The following is a 15,967-nucleotide window of genomic DNA, read 5'->3' on the forward strand; positions in this document are numbered from 1 at the left end:
TGCCACGCGCTCGCTACCACCGCCTGCGCGCGGGGGTCACCTCGCCGGTTGCGCCGGTTCAGACACCTGCGCCAGGGTTGCACCCGCCCCATCGGCCTTGGCCGCGATATCACCCAGGGACACTACGCCAACCAACTGCTTGTCCCTGTTCAGGACCAGCACGCGGCGCACCATTTCAGATTCCATCATCGACTTCGCCACCTCGATCGGGTCGTCCTCGTAGCACCAAATGGGCCGCTCCGACATCGCATCGTCAACCGTGGCCGCATCGGGCGCCGCGCCACGAGCAGTACACCGAACGGTGATATCCCGATCGGTGATGACGCCCACCAGCCGCCTGCCGTCGCAAATAGGAAGCTCTCCAACATCGAGGTCCGCCATCAATTCGGCGGCCCGCCGAATTGATTCTCCCTGGACGATGTAGGCCGGTTCGGGGGTCATGATTTCAGATAGACGCGTCATAATGTGCTCCTTGCCGTGTGTGTGGATGCGTTGCCTGGCGTGCTTGCCGCGCGGACATGCCCGTTGCGCAGCAAGCAGCATGCCCTGCCTGGTCAATCGAAGCCGTCAGCCACACGGGGAGGTCGTGAAGACCGGTAGTGTCTCCCAGGCGATCGCGACCGAGCAAAGAGCACAGAGCAGCCCGGTCAACCTGGCGTGAAACGCTGGCAGGCCGCGGGTGCGGACGCGCCTGTACTGGCGCAGGGCCACCGCGCCCATGCCGGCAAGGGCCGAAGCGCTGGCGGCCACGATGATCCATGACGATGCCGCCAACCCGAGCCAAGGCGCGGTCGGGACATGACCCGCGCACGCCGTGGCGTTGATCGCATAGATGAAAAGGTAGTGAGCCAGCCATATCATGGGCGGCGCAACCAGGAGAAGCAGGTCAGCCCCGGAGCGTGATTTCATGGCGCTAGCCTGCCAGAAGGGGGAAGCCGTGTGTCAAGCCCAGGCTCAAACATCCCTGCGCCACGGTGTAGTGCCAAAGAATCGCCGTGCTGTCGAAACAGGCCCGGCGGGACGCGCTGAGCCTGCCAGCCGCGCTCCTGGCGATCGTGAATGCGCCCATCAGGGCGCAAAACGCGACGAAGGCGGCCTGCAGGCCCACCAGCGCATAGACCGAGGCTTCGTAGGCGGATGCCTGCGGCCGCAAGCCGGCCCGCCAATGCTGCTGTGCGTCCAGGCACACCGATACCGATAACAAGGCAATCGCCAGGGCAATAGCCGATTTCAGGTATCCAGGCCGGCCTCTTCGCAGCGCGCGCCCGGCCAAGGCCACCATCGCCGACGATCCCAACAGGAGCGCAGCCGATAGCCAAACCCATGCCGAAGCCAGGCCGTCGCCAACCGGGAAGGACTTCGCCGGAGCCGCCATCCGCAGGAAGAGGTGCGAAAAGGCCAGCGAACCGAAGATGCTCGCGCATACCATCACCAGCATGATCATCGCCCACCAGGCATGCGATCCGCTGCCCATGCACGCCGTGGGCAACCGCAGCCCTGCGCCTATGTCCACCTCCATCCGGTCCGGCGCCGTGTCGGTATCCCAGAGCCAGCGCCACAACGACACGACAGCCAGCAGGCCGAACAGACCCGCGACCATGGGCAGCTTGAAGGTGAGCAAAAGGAAAAATCCCGCGGTGCCCACGGCCGCCAACAACGGCGACCAGGCCGGGCCGGGCAACGCCAACACGTAGTCGGGCCGGGCGTCCACCGCGCTGGTGACCAGCGTGGTGCGCAGGCCCGCGGGAGCATGGGGCAGGAAATGCCTGCCGGCCTCGACCTGCGCGGCCAGTTCGGGCTGGTCCCACAACGGTTCGCGGCTGGCGACTCGTGGCACGCTGCGCACGCCATAAGTGTCGGCCGGCAGCCATTCCAGCGTGCCGGCATCCCAGATGTTTCCCGCCCCCGCGCCCAGGGTGGGCCGAAAGCGGCGGACCAAATCGAACAGGAACACCAGTACGCCGGCGGCAATGAGATAGGCGCCAGCCGTGGACAGGAGGTTCAATGCGCTCCACCCCTGGCTCTCGGCATAGGTGTATACCCGCCGGGGCATCCCGGCCAGGCCAGTGACGTGCATCGGAAAGAAGGCCAGATTGAATCCTGAGAACATCAGCCAGAACGACCAGCGGCCCAGGCGTTCGGAAAGCGCCCGCGCGCTGACGAAGGGCATCCAGTAGTAGAACGCGGCGAACAGCGGAAACACCATTCCGCCGAACAGCACATAGTGCAGATGGGCGACGACAAAGTAGGTGTCGTGCACTTGCAGGTCAAACGGGATGACGGCCACCATGACGCCGGTCAACCCGCCCAGGACGAACGTGAAGAAGAATCCCAATATGAAGAGCATCGGCGTCTTCAGGGGCCGCAGCCGGGTCGCGGCGGCGATGGTGGCGATCCAGGCGAACACCTGAATCGCCGTCGGCACCGATACCGCCATGCTGGCGGCCGACGCGAAACTGAGCGAGAGCGGCGCGATGCCCGTGGCGTACATGTGGTGCACCCAGAGCCCGAAGCTGATGAATCCCGTTCCTACCACGGCCGCCACCACAAGCGGGTATCCCACCAGGCGCGCTCCCGTCATGGCAGGGATGATCATCGACACCATGCCGGCCGCTGGCAGGAAAATGATGTAGACCTCGGGGTGGCCGAAGAACCAGAACAGGTGCTGCCACAATAACGGCGCTCCGCCACGTTCGACGATGAAGAAGGGCATGTCGAAGGCCCGTTCCAGTTCCAGGAGCATGGTGGCAACGACGACGGCCGGGAACGCAATGATCACCATGCCACAGAAAACCAGCATCACCCAGGCGTAGATCGGCATCCTGTCCAATGTCATCCCGGGGGCACGCGTGCGCAGTATGCCCACGGCCAGCTCTATCGCTCCGGCGATTGCCGAAATTTCAATGAATCCGATGCCGAGCAACCACAGGTCTGCATTCAGGGCCGGCGAGTATGCGGCGCTCGTCAATGGCGGATACATGAACCAGCCGCCATCCGGCGCGAGCCCGACGAAGATGCTGCAGAAGAAGACCAGGCCGCCGATGGCGTACGCCCAGTATGCGTAGGCGGACAAGCGCGGAAACGGCAGATCGCGCGCGCCCAGCATGTTCGGCAAGAGCAGCACCGCGACAGCCTCCACTGCTGGCACGGCGAAGAGGAACATCATCACCGTCCCGTGCATGGTGAACAGTTGGTTGTACAGCGCATGCCCGACCAGCGCATTGTCCGGCACTGCCAACTGGGTACGCATGACGAGCGCGAGCACGCCAGCCAGCAGGAAGAACAGCATGGCGGTGCCGATATAGAGCAGGCCTATGGACGTGTTGTTGACGATCGTCAGCGCGCGCCACCCGGTGGGACGGCGCCATGCGCGTTGCAGGCCCTCCAGCTCTCCGTCCGGGCGCGGGAGGGGATTGGGGAGCTCGCTTGGCGCGCGGGCACGTGTCGAATCCGGCTTCACTTCAGGGATCCAAGATAGCCAGCCACGGCGCGCAATTCTTCGCCGGACAGGTTGCCAAAGGCTGGCATGAGATTTCCTGGCTTGATGTGCTGGCTGCCCGCGATCCAGCCTGCCAACGCGCCTGTGTTGTTGGCCAGCGTACCCGCCGCCAGTCGGCGCCGGTCGGCCACGTGGGTCAGATCCGGCCCCAAGGTGCCTGCCGCCTGCGAGCCCCGCACGGTGTGGCACTGGGCGCAGTCGCGCAGGAAGATATTCGCACCCGCTCGCAATTCGGCGCCCGGCTCGGCGGCTGAACGGCGTTGCGCCATCAGCCATGCATCGAAGTCCGCGGCGCTCAGCGCCTGCACGTCGAACTGCATCTTGGCGTGCTGCGCGCCGCAGTACTCCGCGCACAGGCCACGAAACACGCCCGGCTCGCGTGCCAGCAGGCGCAGTCGGTTGACCTTCCCGGGAATCAAATCCAATTTCCCGGCCAGAGCGGGCACCCAGAAGCTGTGGATGACATTGGCCGAGGTCAGCCTGATCTCGACCGACGCGCCGACAGGGATCCGTATGTCATTCGCCGTTTCAAACAGTAGCGCGCCAGTCCTGTCCCGATAATGCACTCGCCACCACCAGAGTTCTCCCGCGACATCGATACTGATCGCGGCTTCCGGGCCGCGCCCCATGGTTGCGGCCACCTGCAGCGCGTAGGCAAGCAACGCCGTAAGAATGGCGACGGGGAACGCCACCCCTGCCACCACGATCAACCTGGGCCGGCCAAGCATGCCGCGAACCCTTGCGGGCCCGAACATCGCCGCGCCGAGCATGATCAACGTCAACAGGAAAATCAGTCCGGCCCCCACCGACAATACCCAGGCGGTTTCGGCGATCGAGGCAGCCTCTTCCCCCCTTGGATGCAGGACCGATGGCATGCCCGCCCACGCACCGGGAGAGGCAGTGGCCACTATGGAGGGAAAAAGGGGTGACATATCCACGAGCGGCGCCACGAAGAAATTGTCAGGGACAGGCCGAACCGCCGGCCTGCGCGGATGACCGAACTTGAGGACCCGCTTCAGCATGTGGCATGCCCGGTATGCGCGTGCAGTCTATCGGTACGGCATTTGCTGAGCGCGGGAGTCAACGTCTCTACAGGCCCAGACCTTGCACCGCCCCGCCCGCCCCGCTCCGGCGCTCCTGGCCGTCGCCCTCATGCTATTGGGTGCGTGCGGAGACGCCCGTCAATCGCTGGCGCCTCCCGGCCGGCCAGGGCAACTGGAGGGCGCCGATCCCCTCCGGGGCCGGCTCCTGATATCCGAAAGGGGATGCCTGAGCTGCCACAGGGTTGCGGGAATAAGCGGTCCGGCCTCTCGAATCGGGCCACCGCTCACTGACGTGGGCAGGCGGGCCTACCTGGGTGGCTGGTTGCCGAACACCCCTGACAATCTGGTGCGCTGGCTGCTTGACCCGCCCGCGGTCAATCCCCGCACCGCCATGCCCGCCGCGGACCTCACGCCCTCACAAGCGCGTGATATCGCCGCCTTCCTGCTCAGCCGCCGTTGAGCTCCCGGACACCGCCATGAGCAGCCTGAAAGTCGCCGGCCTGACCATCCTGGCATGCGCGGCGGCCGGCGCTGTACTGGGCGCGGCGGCCGTCTGGTTCGGCTGGTACGACGTAAGCGCCACCGGCTCGCATACCGCCGTCGTGCACGAACTGCTGGATACGGCGCAGACACGCTCGGTAAGGCGCCGGGCGAGCAGCATCGACGTCCCGGACCTGAACGCGCCGCGCATGCAGCAAGAGGGATATGCGCTCTACCAGCAGCATTGCCTGCAGTGCCACGGCGCGCCGGGCATCGCTCCCGAACCTTATGCGCGGGGATTGAACCCGGCTCCCGCCGCGCTTGTCGCAACGGCCCGCGACCGCAGCGCGGCCGATATCTTCTGGATCACCCGGCAAGGAATCAAGATGACGGGCATGCCCGCCTGGCAGTATCGGCTGACGGACGCCGAAATCTGGAGCATTGTCGCGTTCCTGCGCGTCCTGCCGACGCTGTCGCCCGAGGCCTACGGGAAGTGGGAAACGGGGGCGGCACCCTCGCCGCCTGCCAGGCCGGCGCCAACCACGACACGCGCGGGGGACCCCGTTGCCGGTCGCGCAGCGCTGCAACAGCATCTCTGCGCGACCTGCCACGTCATTCCGGGCGTGGCGGGCGCGCGCCATCATGTCGGGCCTTCACTGGCCGGTATCTCGCAACGGCCGTACATCGCGGGCGGGGTGCCCAACACCTCGGCCAATATGGAACGCTGGCTGCGCGACCCTTCCGCGGTGAAACCGGGATCCGCGATGCCCAACCTCGGCCTGGACGAACAGGATGCGCGCGATATCACTGCGTTTCTCGGATCGCTGCCCCCCGCCGACTAGCGGCGCAATAGCGTTGCCCGCGCCGCCCGCATGCGGCGGGGCACAAGGAAACGCTCAGTTCACCGTGATGTTCGCCTGTTTGATCAGGTCGGCAAACCGCGGGACATCCCGGGCGATGAGCGCCTGGAAAGCGGCCGCCCCCTGCTCCTGCTCGGCCGGCGCCTGGGCCGCCAGCTTGTCCAGGGATTCGCGCACGCCGGGGCTTTTCAGCGCCGCGGCCAGGGCCTGTTCCAGCCGCGCGACCACGGCGGGCGGGGTGCCGGCGGGCGCGGCGATGCCGTTCCACACGCTCATATTGAAATCCGGCACGCCCGCCTCGGCGAACGTCGGCACGTCGGGAATCTGCGGCAGGCGGGCGGCGGACGCCACCGCCAGGGCCGTGACGCGTTTGCCCTCGTGGATGGGAATCATCGTGACGGTCTGGTCGATCACGGCGTCCACCGTGCCCGCCATCAGGTCGGCGATCGCCGGGCCCGCGCCGCGATACGGGATCTGCATCCCTTGCGTATGGGTCACGTGCATGAAATAGGCCGCGGCGATATGGCTGGTGGATCCGGACCCGGCGTTGCCGAAATTCACGTCGGCGCCGTTTTTCTTCAAGCGCGCGACGAACTCGGGCAGCGTGGCGATGCCGCTTTTCTTGCTGACCGACAGCACCATCGGCACCGTCGCCACCAGCCCCACCGCGCTCATGTCGCGGCGCGGGTCGAACTTGCTCTTGGGGTACAGCGACGGCGCAATGGCCAGCGAACCCATGTTGCCGAAGGTGATGGTGTAGCCGTCGGGCGCGGCGCGGGTCACGCGCTGGTTGCCGATCATGGTGCCGCCACCGCCCAGGTTTTCCACCACCACGGTCTGGCCCAGGTTTTCGCCCATGGCCTGCGCCACGATGCGGGCCAGCCCGTCGGTGGATCCGCCCGCGGCGTACGGCACCACCATCGAGATGGCGCGCGTGGGATAGTCTTGCGCCGATGCGTTGGCGCCAAGCGCGATCAGGCCGGCGCCCAGGGTCGCCAGAAAAGTCTTCTTCATGTCTTGCTCCTCGCTGTGTTCGCCGGCGGCAGCCGGCCCTCCGCCTTGTCCTGGCGGATTCTCGTGATGCAGGTTGAAAAGGCGGCGCGACCGCGGCCGCGCCGTGTCGAAGCGACCTAGCGCTTCCTGGCGGCCAGCTCCACGCCGGCCAACTGCTCGGACAGGCGCGCGACGGCGGTGTGGTCCTGTCCCTTGCCCAGGGTCTTGCCCGCGGCGGCCCACAGCTCGCGGCACAGCGCGGCGAACGGGGTGGGCGTGCCGGTATCAGTGGCGATACCCAGCGCGATGCCCAGGTCCTTGACCATCAGGTCCAGGCCAAAGCCGGAATTGAACTGGCGCGACAGCACGAATTGCTTGAACTTTTTCTGCGTGGAATTGTTCATCCCCGTCGACGCATTCAAGACATCGACGATCACTTCGGGATCCAGGCCGAACTGCTGGCCAATCAACATGGCCTCGACGCCGATCAGGAAACCGCCGGCCGACACCAGGTTGTTCAAGGCTTTCATGGCGTGGGCGCTGCCCACCTCGCCCACGGCCGTGATCGAGGTGCCCATGGCGGACAGCGCGGGCCGCACGCGTTCCAAGGTGGCGGCGGGGCCGCCGAACATGATCGCCAGTTCCCCGCTGCGCGCACGCGGCACCCCGCCCGACACCGGCGCGTCCACCATCTGGCTGCCGGCGGCGGCCACGGCCTGGGCCAGCCGCTGCGTATGCGCCGGCACGCCGGAACTCATGTCGACCACGACGCTGCCCGGTTGCAGGCCCGCCAGCACGCCTTGTTCGCCGGACAGCACCTGCTCGACGATGGCGCTGGTGGGCAGCATGGTGAAGACGATGTCCGATTGCGCCGCCAGCGCCGCGCAGGTGGCGGCAGCCTGGCCGCCGACCTCTTGCGCGAACCTGTCGGCCTGGCCCGGCACGGCGTCGTAGACCGTCACTGCGTAGCCGGCCTGCGCCAGGCGCGCCGCCATCGGCCAGCCCATGCTGCCGATGCCGATCAGGCCCGCGCGTTCTAGCGATGCGCTCATGCCCGTTGCTCCTTGAAGGCGCCCTCTTCCTCCAGCACCTGGTTGGCCACCTTGAAAGCGTCCAGGCCCGCGGGAATGCCGCAATACACGGTGGCCTGCAGCAGGATTTCCTTGATCTCCTCGACGCTGACGCCGTTGTTCAGCGCGCCCTTGACGTGCAGCTTGATCTCGGCCGGACGGTTCAGCGCCGTCAGCATGGCCAGGTTCAACATGCTGCGCGTCTTCTTCTCCAGGCCCGGACGGCCCCAGGCGTAGCCCCAGCACCACTCGGTCGTGATGCGCTGAAAAGCCATCATGAAATCGTTGGCGCGGGCCAGCGAGCCGTCCACGTATTCGGTGCCGAGCACCTCGCGGCGCAGGTCCAGGCCTTGGTCGAAGAGGGCTTGGGTTTCGGATTTGGTGTCTGCCATTGGGTTCCTCGTTGGTGGTGACGACGGGCGTCGAACCGGCGCTGGTTCGGCCTCGCTTGTCTGATTGTCAGTCAATTTTCGTCCGAACGTCAATAGTCCGATTGTCTGACAATATGCTTGACTGCTTAAAAAATGAACACAATAATGCCGCAAAGCGCCGGGCTGGCTGCCGTGCGCACCTCCCCCACAAAAAGCCAGGAGACAAGCATGAACAACCACCCCAAGCAGGCCGTGCGCCAAGGGCGCCGGCAATTCGTCGCCGGCCTGGGCGCGGCCGCACTGGCGGCCTCGCTTCCCGGCCGCGCGCTGGCGGCGCCCGCCGACATCAATGTCGGCGTGATCCTGCCGCTGTCCGGCGCCAACGCGCAGTTCGGCATCAATTCGCGGCAAGGCCTGGAACTGGCCGCCGACGAAATCAATGCGGCCGGCGGCATCAAATCGCTGGGCGGCGCCAGACTCAAGCTCATCATCGCCGACGCCACCTCGCAGCCCACCACCGCCGCCACGGTCGCCCAGCGTCTCATCACGCAGAACCGCTGCGTGGCGCTGATCGGCGCCTACGCGTCGTCGCTGACGCTGGCCGTGTCCGAGGTGACCGAACGCCGCGGCATTCCCCTGCTGACCATGTCGTTTTCGGATGTGCTGACCGAACGCGGCTTCAAGCACATCTTCCAGGTGGTGTCCAAGGGCTCGGTGCTGGGCCGGGCCCAATACGACTACGCCGCATCCGTCGTGGCCGGCGCGTCCGAAATCAGGAAGATCGCGCTGCTGTACGAAGACACGGCCTACGGCACATCGCAGGCCGTCGGCGTGCGCAATGCGGCCAAGGCGGCCGGCGCGCAGATCGTGCTGGACGAAGCCTACCCGCTGGGCATCACCGACGTCACGCCACTGATCAGCAAGCTGCGGGCGTCGGATGCCCAGATCGTGTTCCCGGTTTCCTACCTGAACGACAGCCTGCTGATCATCCGCGTGATGCGCCAGCAGCGGTTGACGGTGCCCATCGTGGGCGGCGCGGCGGGCTACGTGATCCCCGATTTCGCGAAAGCGCTGGGCCAGTATTCCCAGGCGGTGTTGTCGATCGCCCCGGCCAACTACGACCAGGCGCCGGAATACACCGAACGCTACCGCAAACGCTTCGGCACTTTCATGCCCCATGAAGCGCTGGAACATGCGGTATGCGCGGGCGTGCTGGCCCAGGCGCTGGAGGTGGCCGCATCCGACAAGCCCGAGGCGGTGTCCAAAGCGCTGCGCGCGCAAAAGTACGACCAGGGCTGGGCGGGCGTGATGTCGGGCGGCGGCGTGCACTTCGACGCCAACGGCCTGAACACCCTGGCGCAGCCCGTCATGGTCCAGTGGCAGGACAACGAGCTGGTCTCGGTGTGGCCCCAGGCGCTGGCCAAGGGCCGCGTCATCACCGCCAGCTGAGCACGCGGCGCGAACCGGAGGATCGACATGCAATTCTTGCAGGCGCTGGTGGACGGCATTCTGCTGGGCGGCGTTTACGCGGTCATCTCGATCGGGCTGACGCTCGTGTTCGGGGTGGTCTCCATCGTCAACTTCGCCCAGGCCGAATTCCTGATGGTGGGCATGTTCGTGGCGTACTTCGCCTGGAAACTGCTGGGGCTGGACCCGCTGGCGGGATCGCTGCTGTCGTTCGCGGTGGCCTTCGTGCTGGGCGTGCTGACGCAGAAGTTCCTGATAGACCGCGTGCTGAGGGCCCCGGCGGTCGCGCAGATATTCCTGACGGTGGGCTTGCTCATCGTCATGGAAAACCTGGCCTTGATCCTGTTCGGGTCGGAGTTCCGCTCGGTGCAGACCCCGTACCAGATGACCGCGCTGGCGGTCGGCCCGATCCTGCTGGCGGCGCCGTATCTGCTGGCCTTCACCGTGGCCTCGGTGGCCGGGCTGGCGCTGTGGTGGGTGCTGAAGAAAACGTGGTGGGGCATGGCGGTGCGGGCGACGGCGCAGGATCCCATGGCGGCGCGCCTGTCCGGCATTTCCACCCATCGCGTGCACCAGCTTGCCTTCGGCCTGGGCGTGGGACTGACAGCGCTGGGCGGCGGCATCATCCTGCCCTACCTGACCGCCTCCACCACCGTGGGCGCGCAGTTCAGCGTGCTGATGTTCACGGCGGTGGTGCTGGGCGGGCTGGGCAGCGTGATGGGCGCGGTCGTCGGCGGCATCGCGGTCGGCGTCATCCAGTCGCTGTCCTCGCTCGTGCTGCCCATGCAGCTACAGAACCTGGTGCTGTTCGCCATCTTCATACTGGTCCTGGCCGTGCGCCCGGAAGGTCTTCTGAAAAGGGCTGCGTGATGGCCATGAATCGACAACTCCTTCCGTGGGCCGCGCTGCTGGCCGTTGCCTTGGCCGCGCCCTGGATGTTCGAGGACCAGGGTTACGGCATCCGCGTCCTGACGCTGGTGCTGCTGTTCGCCGCGATGGGCCAATCCTGGAACATCGTGGGCGGCCTGGCCAACCAGATTTCGCTGGGCCACGCCGCGTTCTTCGGCCTGGGCGCGTATACCTCCACCCTGTTGCTGATGCGCTACGGCATTTCTCCCTGGCTGGGCATCGTGGCCGCGATGGCGGTGGCCGCCGTCGCGGGCGCGCTGCTCAGCCTGCCCACCATGCGGCTGCGCGGCCACTACTTCGCGCTGGCCACGCTGGCGTTCGGTGAAGTGCTGCGCGCTATCGCCAACACCTGGGCGTCGGTGACGGGCGGGCCGGTCGGCCTGTCCATTCCGTTTTCGGAAGGCCTGGCGCAGATGCAGTTCAAGTCCAGCATCCCGTATTACTACCTGATGCTGGGCGCCGCGCTGATCACGTCGGTCGTCTTCGCCGTGATCAGCCATTCCCGCCTGGGCTACCGGCTGCGCGCCGTAAAGGCCAATCCGCAGGCGGCGGAGGTGATCGGCGTGGACACGGCGCGCACCCGCATCCTGGCCGCCGTCATCTCGGCCGCGCTGATGGGCGCATGCGGCACGCTGTACGCGCAGTTCATCTACTTCTTCGATCCCGACACCGTGTTCTCGCTGGTGGGCATTTCGGTGCGCGTGGCGCTGATCTGCATCATTGGCGGCGTGGGCACCGTGGCCGGGCCGCTGATCGGCGCGCTGGTCATCATTCCGCTGGAAGAAGTGTTCAACGACTGGCTGTCGGGCCACACCGCCGGGGTTTCCCAGCTGGCGTTCGGCCTGATCCTGATCGCCATCATCCTGATCGAGCCGCGCGGCCTGTCGGCGCTATGGACGCGGCTGCGCAACCTGACGCGGGGCCAGCATGCCTGACATCCTGAAGGTATCGAACATCCAGCGCCGCTTCGGCGGCCTGAAGGCGGTGGACGACGTGTCGTTCAGCGTGGCCCGCGGCGACATCCTGGGGCTGATCGGTCCCAACGGCGCCGGCAAGACCACATTGTTCAACCTGCTGGTCGGCCTGTACGCCAGCCAGGGCGGCCGCATCGAGCTGGACGGCGAGGACATAACCCGGCTGCGCCCCCATCAGATCGCCGCGCGCGGCATGACCAAGACGTTCCAGAACGTCGCGCTGTTTCCCGAGATGACCGTGCTGGACAACGTGCTGGTCGGCGGGCTGCTGCGCCATGACGTGGCGCGGGCGCGCCGGGTCGCGCGCGACAACCTGGACCGGGTCGGCCTGTCCGCCATCGCCGCCAAGCCCGCAGGCGAGCTGTCTTTTCCCGAACAGGCGCGGGTGGAACTGGCGCGCGCGCTGTGCACCGATCCCAAGGTATTCCTGCTGGACGAGGTGATGGCGGCGCTGAACGAATCCGAGATGGATGCGCTGCTGGACCTGATCCGCGCGCTGCGCGACGAGTCCGGCATCACCTTCATCGTGGTCGAACACCACATGCGCGCCATCATGCGCCTGTGCAACCGCATCCTGGTGCTGTCTTTCGGCCAGAAGATCGCCGAAGGCGCCCCGGCCGCCATCGCCGCCGACCCGACGGTGATCGAAGTCTATCTGGGCAAATCGATGGAACAGGTGGAGGTGGCCGCATGAGCCTGCTGCAGATTCAAGGGCTGACCGCCTCCTACGACCGCAGCCCCGTGCTTCACGACGTATCGCTGGACGTGCCCGAAGGCAGTTTCATCGCCGTCGTCGGCGCCAACACGGCGGGCAAGAGCACGCTATTGCGCTGCATTTCCGGGCTGCTGGACAAGGTCGGCGGCAGCATCGCTTTCGACGGTCGCCAGATCCTGCGCCTGCCGCCGCACCGCATCCCGGAGCTGGGCATCGCCCACGTCCCGGAAGGGCGCCACGTCTTTCCCGAAATGACGGTGGAGGAAAACCTGTACCTGGGCGGCTACACGCGGCGCCGGGACGCGGCGGGCCTGAAGCGCGGTTGCGAGCGCGTCTATGCCCTGTTCCCCCGGCTGCATGAGCGGCGCCGGCAGTTGGCCGGCACGCTGTCCGGCGGCGAACAGCAGATGGTCGCCTTCGGCCGCGCGCTGATGCTGGATCCGCGCCTGCTGCTGCTGGACGAACCCAGCCACGGCCTGGCGCCCAAGGTGGTCGAGGAAATGCACCAGGCCATGATCGACATCCATCGCAGCGGCTTGACCATCCTGCTGGTGGAGCAGAACACCCGGCTGGCCCTGTCCGTGGCCGAGCACGCCTATGTGTTGCAGTCCGGCACGATGGTGCTGTCCGGGCCCAGCGGCAGCCTGCTGGAAGACAGCCGCGTGCGCGCCGCCTACCTCGGGCTGTAACCATGGCCCGCCGGCGGGATATATTGCGTCTTTACGTTGAACCGGCGGTTCGCCGCGGCCGGGCCAAAAGCCCGCGTTGCCGCCCGCGCCCGCCGCTATGCTAAGCGAGAGACAGCCATGCCCACCCCCACCGGCGCAGTATTCGAAAAACCGACCACCCTGCGCACCCGCGTCGAGGAATACCTGCGCGCCTCCATCATGGACGGGCGCATCAAGGGCGGCGAACGCCTGCGCGAAGTCGAACTGTGCGAACAGTTGAACATCAGCCGCAGCACGCTGCGCGAAGCGCTGCGCACGCTGGAAGCCGAGCGCCTGATCTCCATCGAGCCGCACCGCGGCCCGACGGTGGTGCGCATCACCGAAAAGGCGGCCCGCGACCTCTATTCGCTGCGCGCCCTGCTGGAAGGCTACGCCGCGCATGAATTCGCGCGGCTGGCCAGCGACAGCGACGTCGAACGCCTGCGCAAGGCCGTCGACGCGCTGCACCGCCAGGCCAAGGGCAGCAACAAATCGGCATTGCTGGCGGCCAAGCGCGATTTCTACGACGTGCTGCTGTCGGGCTGCGACAACGACCTGATCAAGGACATGCTGCCCGGCCTGTTGTCGCGCATCAACCTGCTGCGCGCGACCTCGTTCGCGCGCCCGGAACGGCTACCGGAAAGCATGGCCGAAATCGACTACATCTTCGAGCGCATCCATGCTCGGGATCCACAAGGCGCCCAGGCGGCCGCACAGAGCCATATCGTCAACGCGGAACGCACCGCGCTCGACGTGCTCAGGCGCCAACAAGAGGAGGCATCCGCAAGTGAAGGCGATCGTCCAGGAACTGAGGGCCGCGGCGGCCCTGGCGCAGCAGGATAGCGAATTCATCGCCGCAGCCAGGGGCCTGCCGTGCGCCATCTGGCTGCAAGCCGGCGCGGATCCGCAAGACCGGGTTCCTGCCTGGGCGGGCCAGCCCGCCGCCCCCTCGCAATGCCTCGTCATCAGCGCGCCGCCCGACACCTGGCGCAAGCTGCTGGATCCCGTGCCCCCTCCCGGCTACCACTCGTTCACCGCCGCGCAGCGCCAGGCCCAGGGCCTGCGCGTCAAGGGCGATGCCCTGGCCATCGCCCAGGCCCTGCATCCCCTGGAACGGCTGTTCGAGATCCTGCGGGGCCAGATCGACGCCGGCCCCGCCCTGCTTGACCGCGGCGCCATCGCCGGCCATTACGCCAACCTGGACCTGGGCGCGGTGTCCGCCTCCCTCTACTATGAAACCAGCGGGCTGTCGGATGGCCCGCCGCTGCTGATGCTGCACACCGCCGGCGCCGATTCGCGCCAGTACCACGCGCTGATGGCGGACGCGGCCCTGCGCCGCCAATGGCGCATGATCGCCTTCGATCTGCCCGGCCATGGCCGCAGCATGCCGCTGCCAGGCCGCGCCTGGACCGAAACGGGCCTGACCCGCGACGCCTATCTGCAGACCTGCCTGGCCGTCATACGCCAGGTGGCCGGCGCGCCCGCCGTCCTGCTGGGCTGTTCGATGGGCGCCGCGATGGCGCTCGTTGCCGCCGCCCGCAGTCCCGGCGACGTGGCGGGCGTCGTGGCGCTGGAAGCCCCCTGGAAAGCCACGGGCCGGCGCACGCCCATGCTATGCCATCCGCAGGTCAACCAGGCGGCGCACAACCCGGCCTACGTGCGCGGGCTGATGGGACCGGCCGCCACGCTGGCGGCGCGCCGCGACGCCGCCTGGATCTACGCGCAGGGCGGTTTCAACGTCTACGCCAACGACCTGTGCTTTTACAGCGAGGACTTCGACGCCGCCGAGCACCTGACCGGCCTGGATACCGCGCGCTTCGGTGTGTCGCTCCTGACCGGCGCCTACGACTACTCCGCCAGCCCCGACGACAGCCGCCGCGTCGCCGCGCGGATTCCGGGCGCGCGATTCACCGTCATGCCGGAACTGGGCCACTTTCCCATGGTCGAGAATCCGCAACGGCTGCTGGACTATCTGATGCCCGAACTCGACCACATCCGCACCGCCCGGGGAATCCAATGATGCTGCCCAACCACGAAGTCTATGCATTGCGCTACGCCACCGTCGCGCGCCGCCGCGGCCAGAACTTCATCTCGCCGCCCGACCCGCATGACGGCCCGATGCCGATGGATTATTTCGTCTGGGTCATCCGCCAGGGTCCGCGCGTCTGGCTGGTCGACACAGGATTCAACGAAGCCGCGGCCCGGGCGCGCGGCCGCGAGTTCCTGCGCTGCCCCATCGATGCGCTGCGGACCCTGGGCATCGCCCCGGCCGACATCCAGGACGTTATCGTCACCCACCTGCACTACGACCACGCCGGCAACCTGCGCAAGCTGCCGCGCGCCCGGCTGCACTTGCAGGAAAGCGAACTGCACTACGCCTGCGGGTGCAACATGCGCTTTGACATGCTGCGCCACGCCTACGCGGTCGAAGATGTGGTCGACGTGGTGCGCGGCGTCTATGACAAGCGGGTGGACTTCTACCACGGCCACGACGAGCTGGCGCCGGGCCTGCAGCTGCTGCACATCGGCGGCCACACCCAAGGACTGCAGGCCGTGCGCGTGCATACGGCGCGGGGGTGGATCGTGCTGGCTTCCGACGCCAGCCACTACTACGACAACATGAGGCTGGATGCGCCCTTTCCCATCGTGCTGAACGTGGCCGACATGCTGGCCGGTTACGCGACCCTGCTGAAGTACGCCGAAAGCGCCGACCACATCGTGCCGGGCCACGATCCGCTGGTGCGCTTGCGCTATCCCGCCGTTGTGCAAGGCAACGCCGAGATCGTCGCGCTGCATCGTGATGTGCAGCCGGGAACGCCATAGGATGCGCACCTTCACCACGTTCGATCTCGGCAACGACCGCAAGGCCCAGCCCTTCG

General features: G+C 67.1%; 17 protein-coding genes. 10 read left to right on the forward strand and 7 right to left on the reverse strand.

Translation table 11 applies throughout. The features are described from left to right. Positions 1-36: 36 nt before the first annotated feature. From AC6CR5_RS10875 to AC6CR5_RS10890, 4 genes are all read right to left on the reverse strand, one after another. Positions 37-462, reverse strand: coding sequence for a CBS domain-containing protein (locus AC6CR5_RS10875; RefSeq protein WP_047991312.1), 426 nt, complete (start codon positions 460-462; stop codon positions 37-39). A gap of 105 nt (positions 463-567) precedes the next feature. Further along, on the reverse strand, positions 568-909 hold the full coding sequence (locus tag AC6CR5_RS10880; RefSeq protein WP_053074741.1) for a hypothetical protein: 342 nt from the start codon (positions 907-909) through the stop codon (positions 568-570). A gap of 4 nt (positions 910-913) precedes the next feature. Next, positions 914-3,460, reverse strand: a complete 2,547-nt coding sequence (locus AC6CR5_RS10885; RefSeq protein ID WP_200221601.1) for a cbb3-type cytochrome c oxidase subunit I — start codon at positions 3,458-3,460, stop codon at positions 914-916. Beyond that, positions 3,457-4,521 carry a cytochrome c oxidase subunit II gene (locus AC6CR5_RS10890; protein WP_251200837.1) on the reverse strand — a complete coding sequence of 355 codons (1,065 nt, stop codon included), beginning with the start codon at positions 4,519-4,521 and terminating at the stop codon, positions 3,457-3,459. Before AC6CR5_RS10890 ends, AC6CR5_RS10885 begins: the two co-directional genes overlap by 4 nt. A 130-nt stretch (positions 4,522-4,651) precedes the next feature. Between AC6CR5_RS10890 and AC6CR5_RS10895 the strand changes: the two genes are divergently transcribed. Further along, the gene (locus AC6CR5_RS10895) at positions 4,652-5,002 is read left to right on the forward strand and encodes a c-type cytochrome (RefSeq protein WP_200222132.1); all 351 of its coding nucleotides are present in this window, start codon (positions 4,652-4,654) and stop codon (positions 5,000-5,002) included. Positions 5,003-5,018: 16 nt separating this feature from the next. Then, complete coding sequence (locus tag AC6CR5_RS10900) at positions 5,019-5,864, forward strand: c-type cytochrome (protein ID WP_251200838.1); 846 nt, start codon at positions 5,019-5,021, stop codon at positions 5,862-5,864. 54 nt (positions 5,865-5,918) lie between these two features. Here AC6CR5_RS10900 and AC6CR5_RS10905 read toward each other — a convergent pair whose 3' ends face one another. The 3 genes from AC6CR5_RS10905 to AC6CR5_RS10915 all read right to left on the reverse strand — a co-directional run bounded on the left by AC6CR5_RS10905 (position 5,919) and on the right by AC6CR5_RS10915 (position 8,337). Beyond that, positions 5,919-6,896 carry a Bug family tripartite tricarboxylate transporter substrate binding protein gene (locus AC6CR5_RS10905; RefSeq protein ID WP_020928643.1) on the reverse strand — a complete coding sequence of 326 codons (978 nt, stop codon included), beginning with the start codon at positions 6,894-6,896 and terminating at the stop codon, positions 5,919-5,921. Positions 6,897-7,012: 116 nt separating this feature from the next. After that, the gene (locus tag AC6CR5_RS10910; RefSeq protein ID WP_020928644.1) at positions 7,013-7,927 is read right to left on the reverse strand and encodes an NAD(P)-dependent oxidoreductase; all 915 of its coding nucleotides are present in this window, start codon (positions 7,925-7,927) and stop codon (positions 7,013-7,015) included. Further along, positions 7,924-8,337 carry a carboxymuconolactone decarboxylase family protein gene (locus AC6CR5_RS10915; protein ID WP_020928645.1) on the reverse strand — a complete coding sequence of 138 codons (414 nt, stop codon included), beginning with the start codon at positions 8,335-8,337 and terminating at the stop codon, positions 7,924-7,926. Before AC6CR5_RS10915 ends, AC6CR5_RS10910 begins: the two co-directional genes overlap by 4 nt. A 207-nt stretch (positions 8,338-8,544) precedes the next feature. Here AC6CR5_RS10915 and AC6CR5_RS10920 point away from each other — a divergent pair, with 207 nt between their 5' ends. From AC6CR5_RS10920 to AC6CR5_RS10955, 8 genes are all read left to right on the forward strand, one after another. After that, positions 8,545-9,765 (forward strand): ABC transporter substrate-binding protein, encoded by a 1,221-nt coding sequence (locus AC6CR5_RS10920; protein ID WP_020928646.1) that lies wholly within the window; start codon positions 8,545-8,547, stop codon positions 9,763-9,765. A gap of 27 nt (positions 9,766-9,792) precedes the next feature. Next, on the forward strand, positions 9,793-10,653 hold the full coding sequence (locus AC6CR5_RS10925) for a branched-chain amino acid ABC transporter permease (protein ID WP_020928647.1): 861 nt from the start codon (positions 9,793-9,795) through the stop codon (positions 10,651-10,653). A 5-nt stretch (positions 10,654-10,658) separates the two neighbouring features. After that, positions 10,659-11,627 carry a branched-chain amino acid ABC transporter permease gene (locus AC6CR5_RS10930; protein WP_223821453.1) on the forward strand — a complete coding sequence of 323 codons (969 nt, stop codon included), beginning with the start codon at positions 10,659-10,661 and terminating at the stop codon, positions 11,625-11,627. Then, positions 11,620-12,360, forward strand: coding sequence for an ABC transporter ATP-binding protein (locus AC6CR5_RS10935; RefSeq protein ID WP_020928649.1), 741 nt, complete (start codon positions 11,620-11,622; stop codon positions 12,358-12,360). The genes AC6CR5_RS10930 and AC6CR5_RS10935 overlap by 8 nt, the downstream gene beginning before the upstream one ends. After that, positions 12,357-13,070, forward strand: a complete 714-nt coding sequence (locus tag AC6CR5_RS10940; protein ID WP_020928650.1) for an ABC transporter ATP-binding protein — start codon at positions 12,357-12,359, stop codon at positions 13,068-13,070. The genes AC6CR5_RS10935 and AC6CR5_RS10940 overlap by 4 nt, the downstream gene beginning before the upstream one ends. Before the next feature lie 117 nt (positions 13,071-13,187). Then, on the forward strand, positions 13,188-13,931 hold the full coding sequence (locus AC6CR5_RS10945) for a GntR family transcriptional regulator (RefSeq protein ID WP_047991317.1): 744 nt from the start codon (positions 13,188-13,190) through the stop codon (positions 13,929-13,931). After that, positions 13,876-15,108, forward strand: a complete 1,233-nt coding sequence (locus AC6CR5_RS10950; RefSeq protein ID WP_251200839.1) for an alpha/beta fold hydrolase — start codon at positions 13,876-13,878, stop codon at positions 15,106-15,108. The genes AC6CR5_RS10945 and AC6CR5_RS10950 overlap by 56 nt, the downstream gene beginning before the upstream one ends. Further along, entirely contained in the window at positions 15,105-15,911 is an 807-nt protein-coding gene (locus tag AC6CR5_RS10955) for an N-acyl homoserine lactonase family protein (protein ID WP_020928653.1), read from the forward strand. Before AC6CR5_RS10950 ends, AC6CR5_RS10955 begins: the two co-directional genes overlap by 4 nt. The last annotated feature ends 56 nt before the right edge of the window (positions 15,912-15,967 follow it).

The organism is Achromobacter sp. EG18, assembly GCF_059759395.1.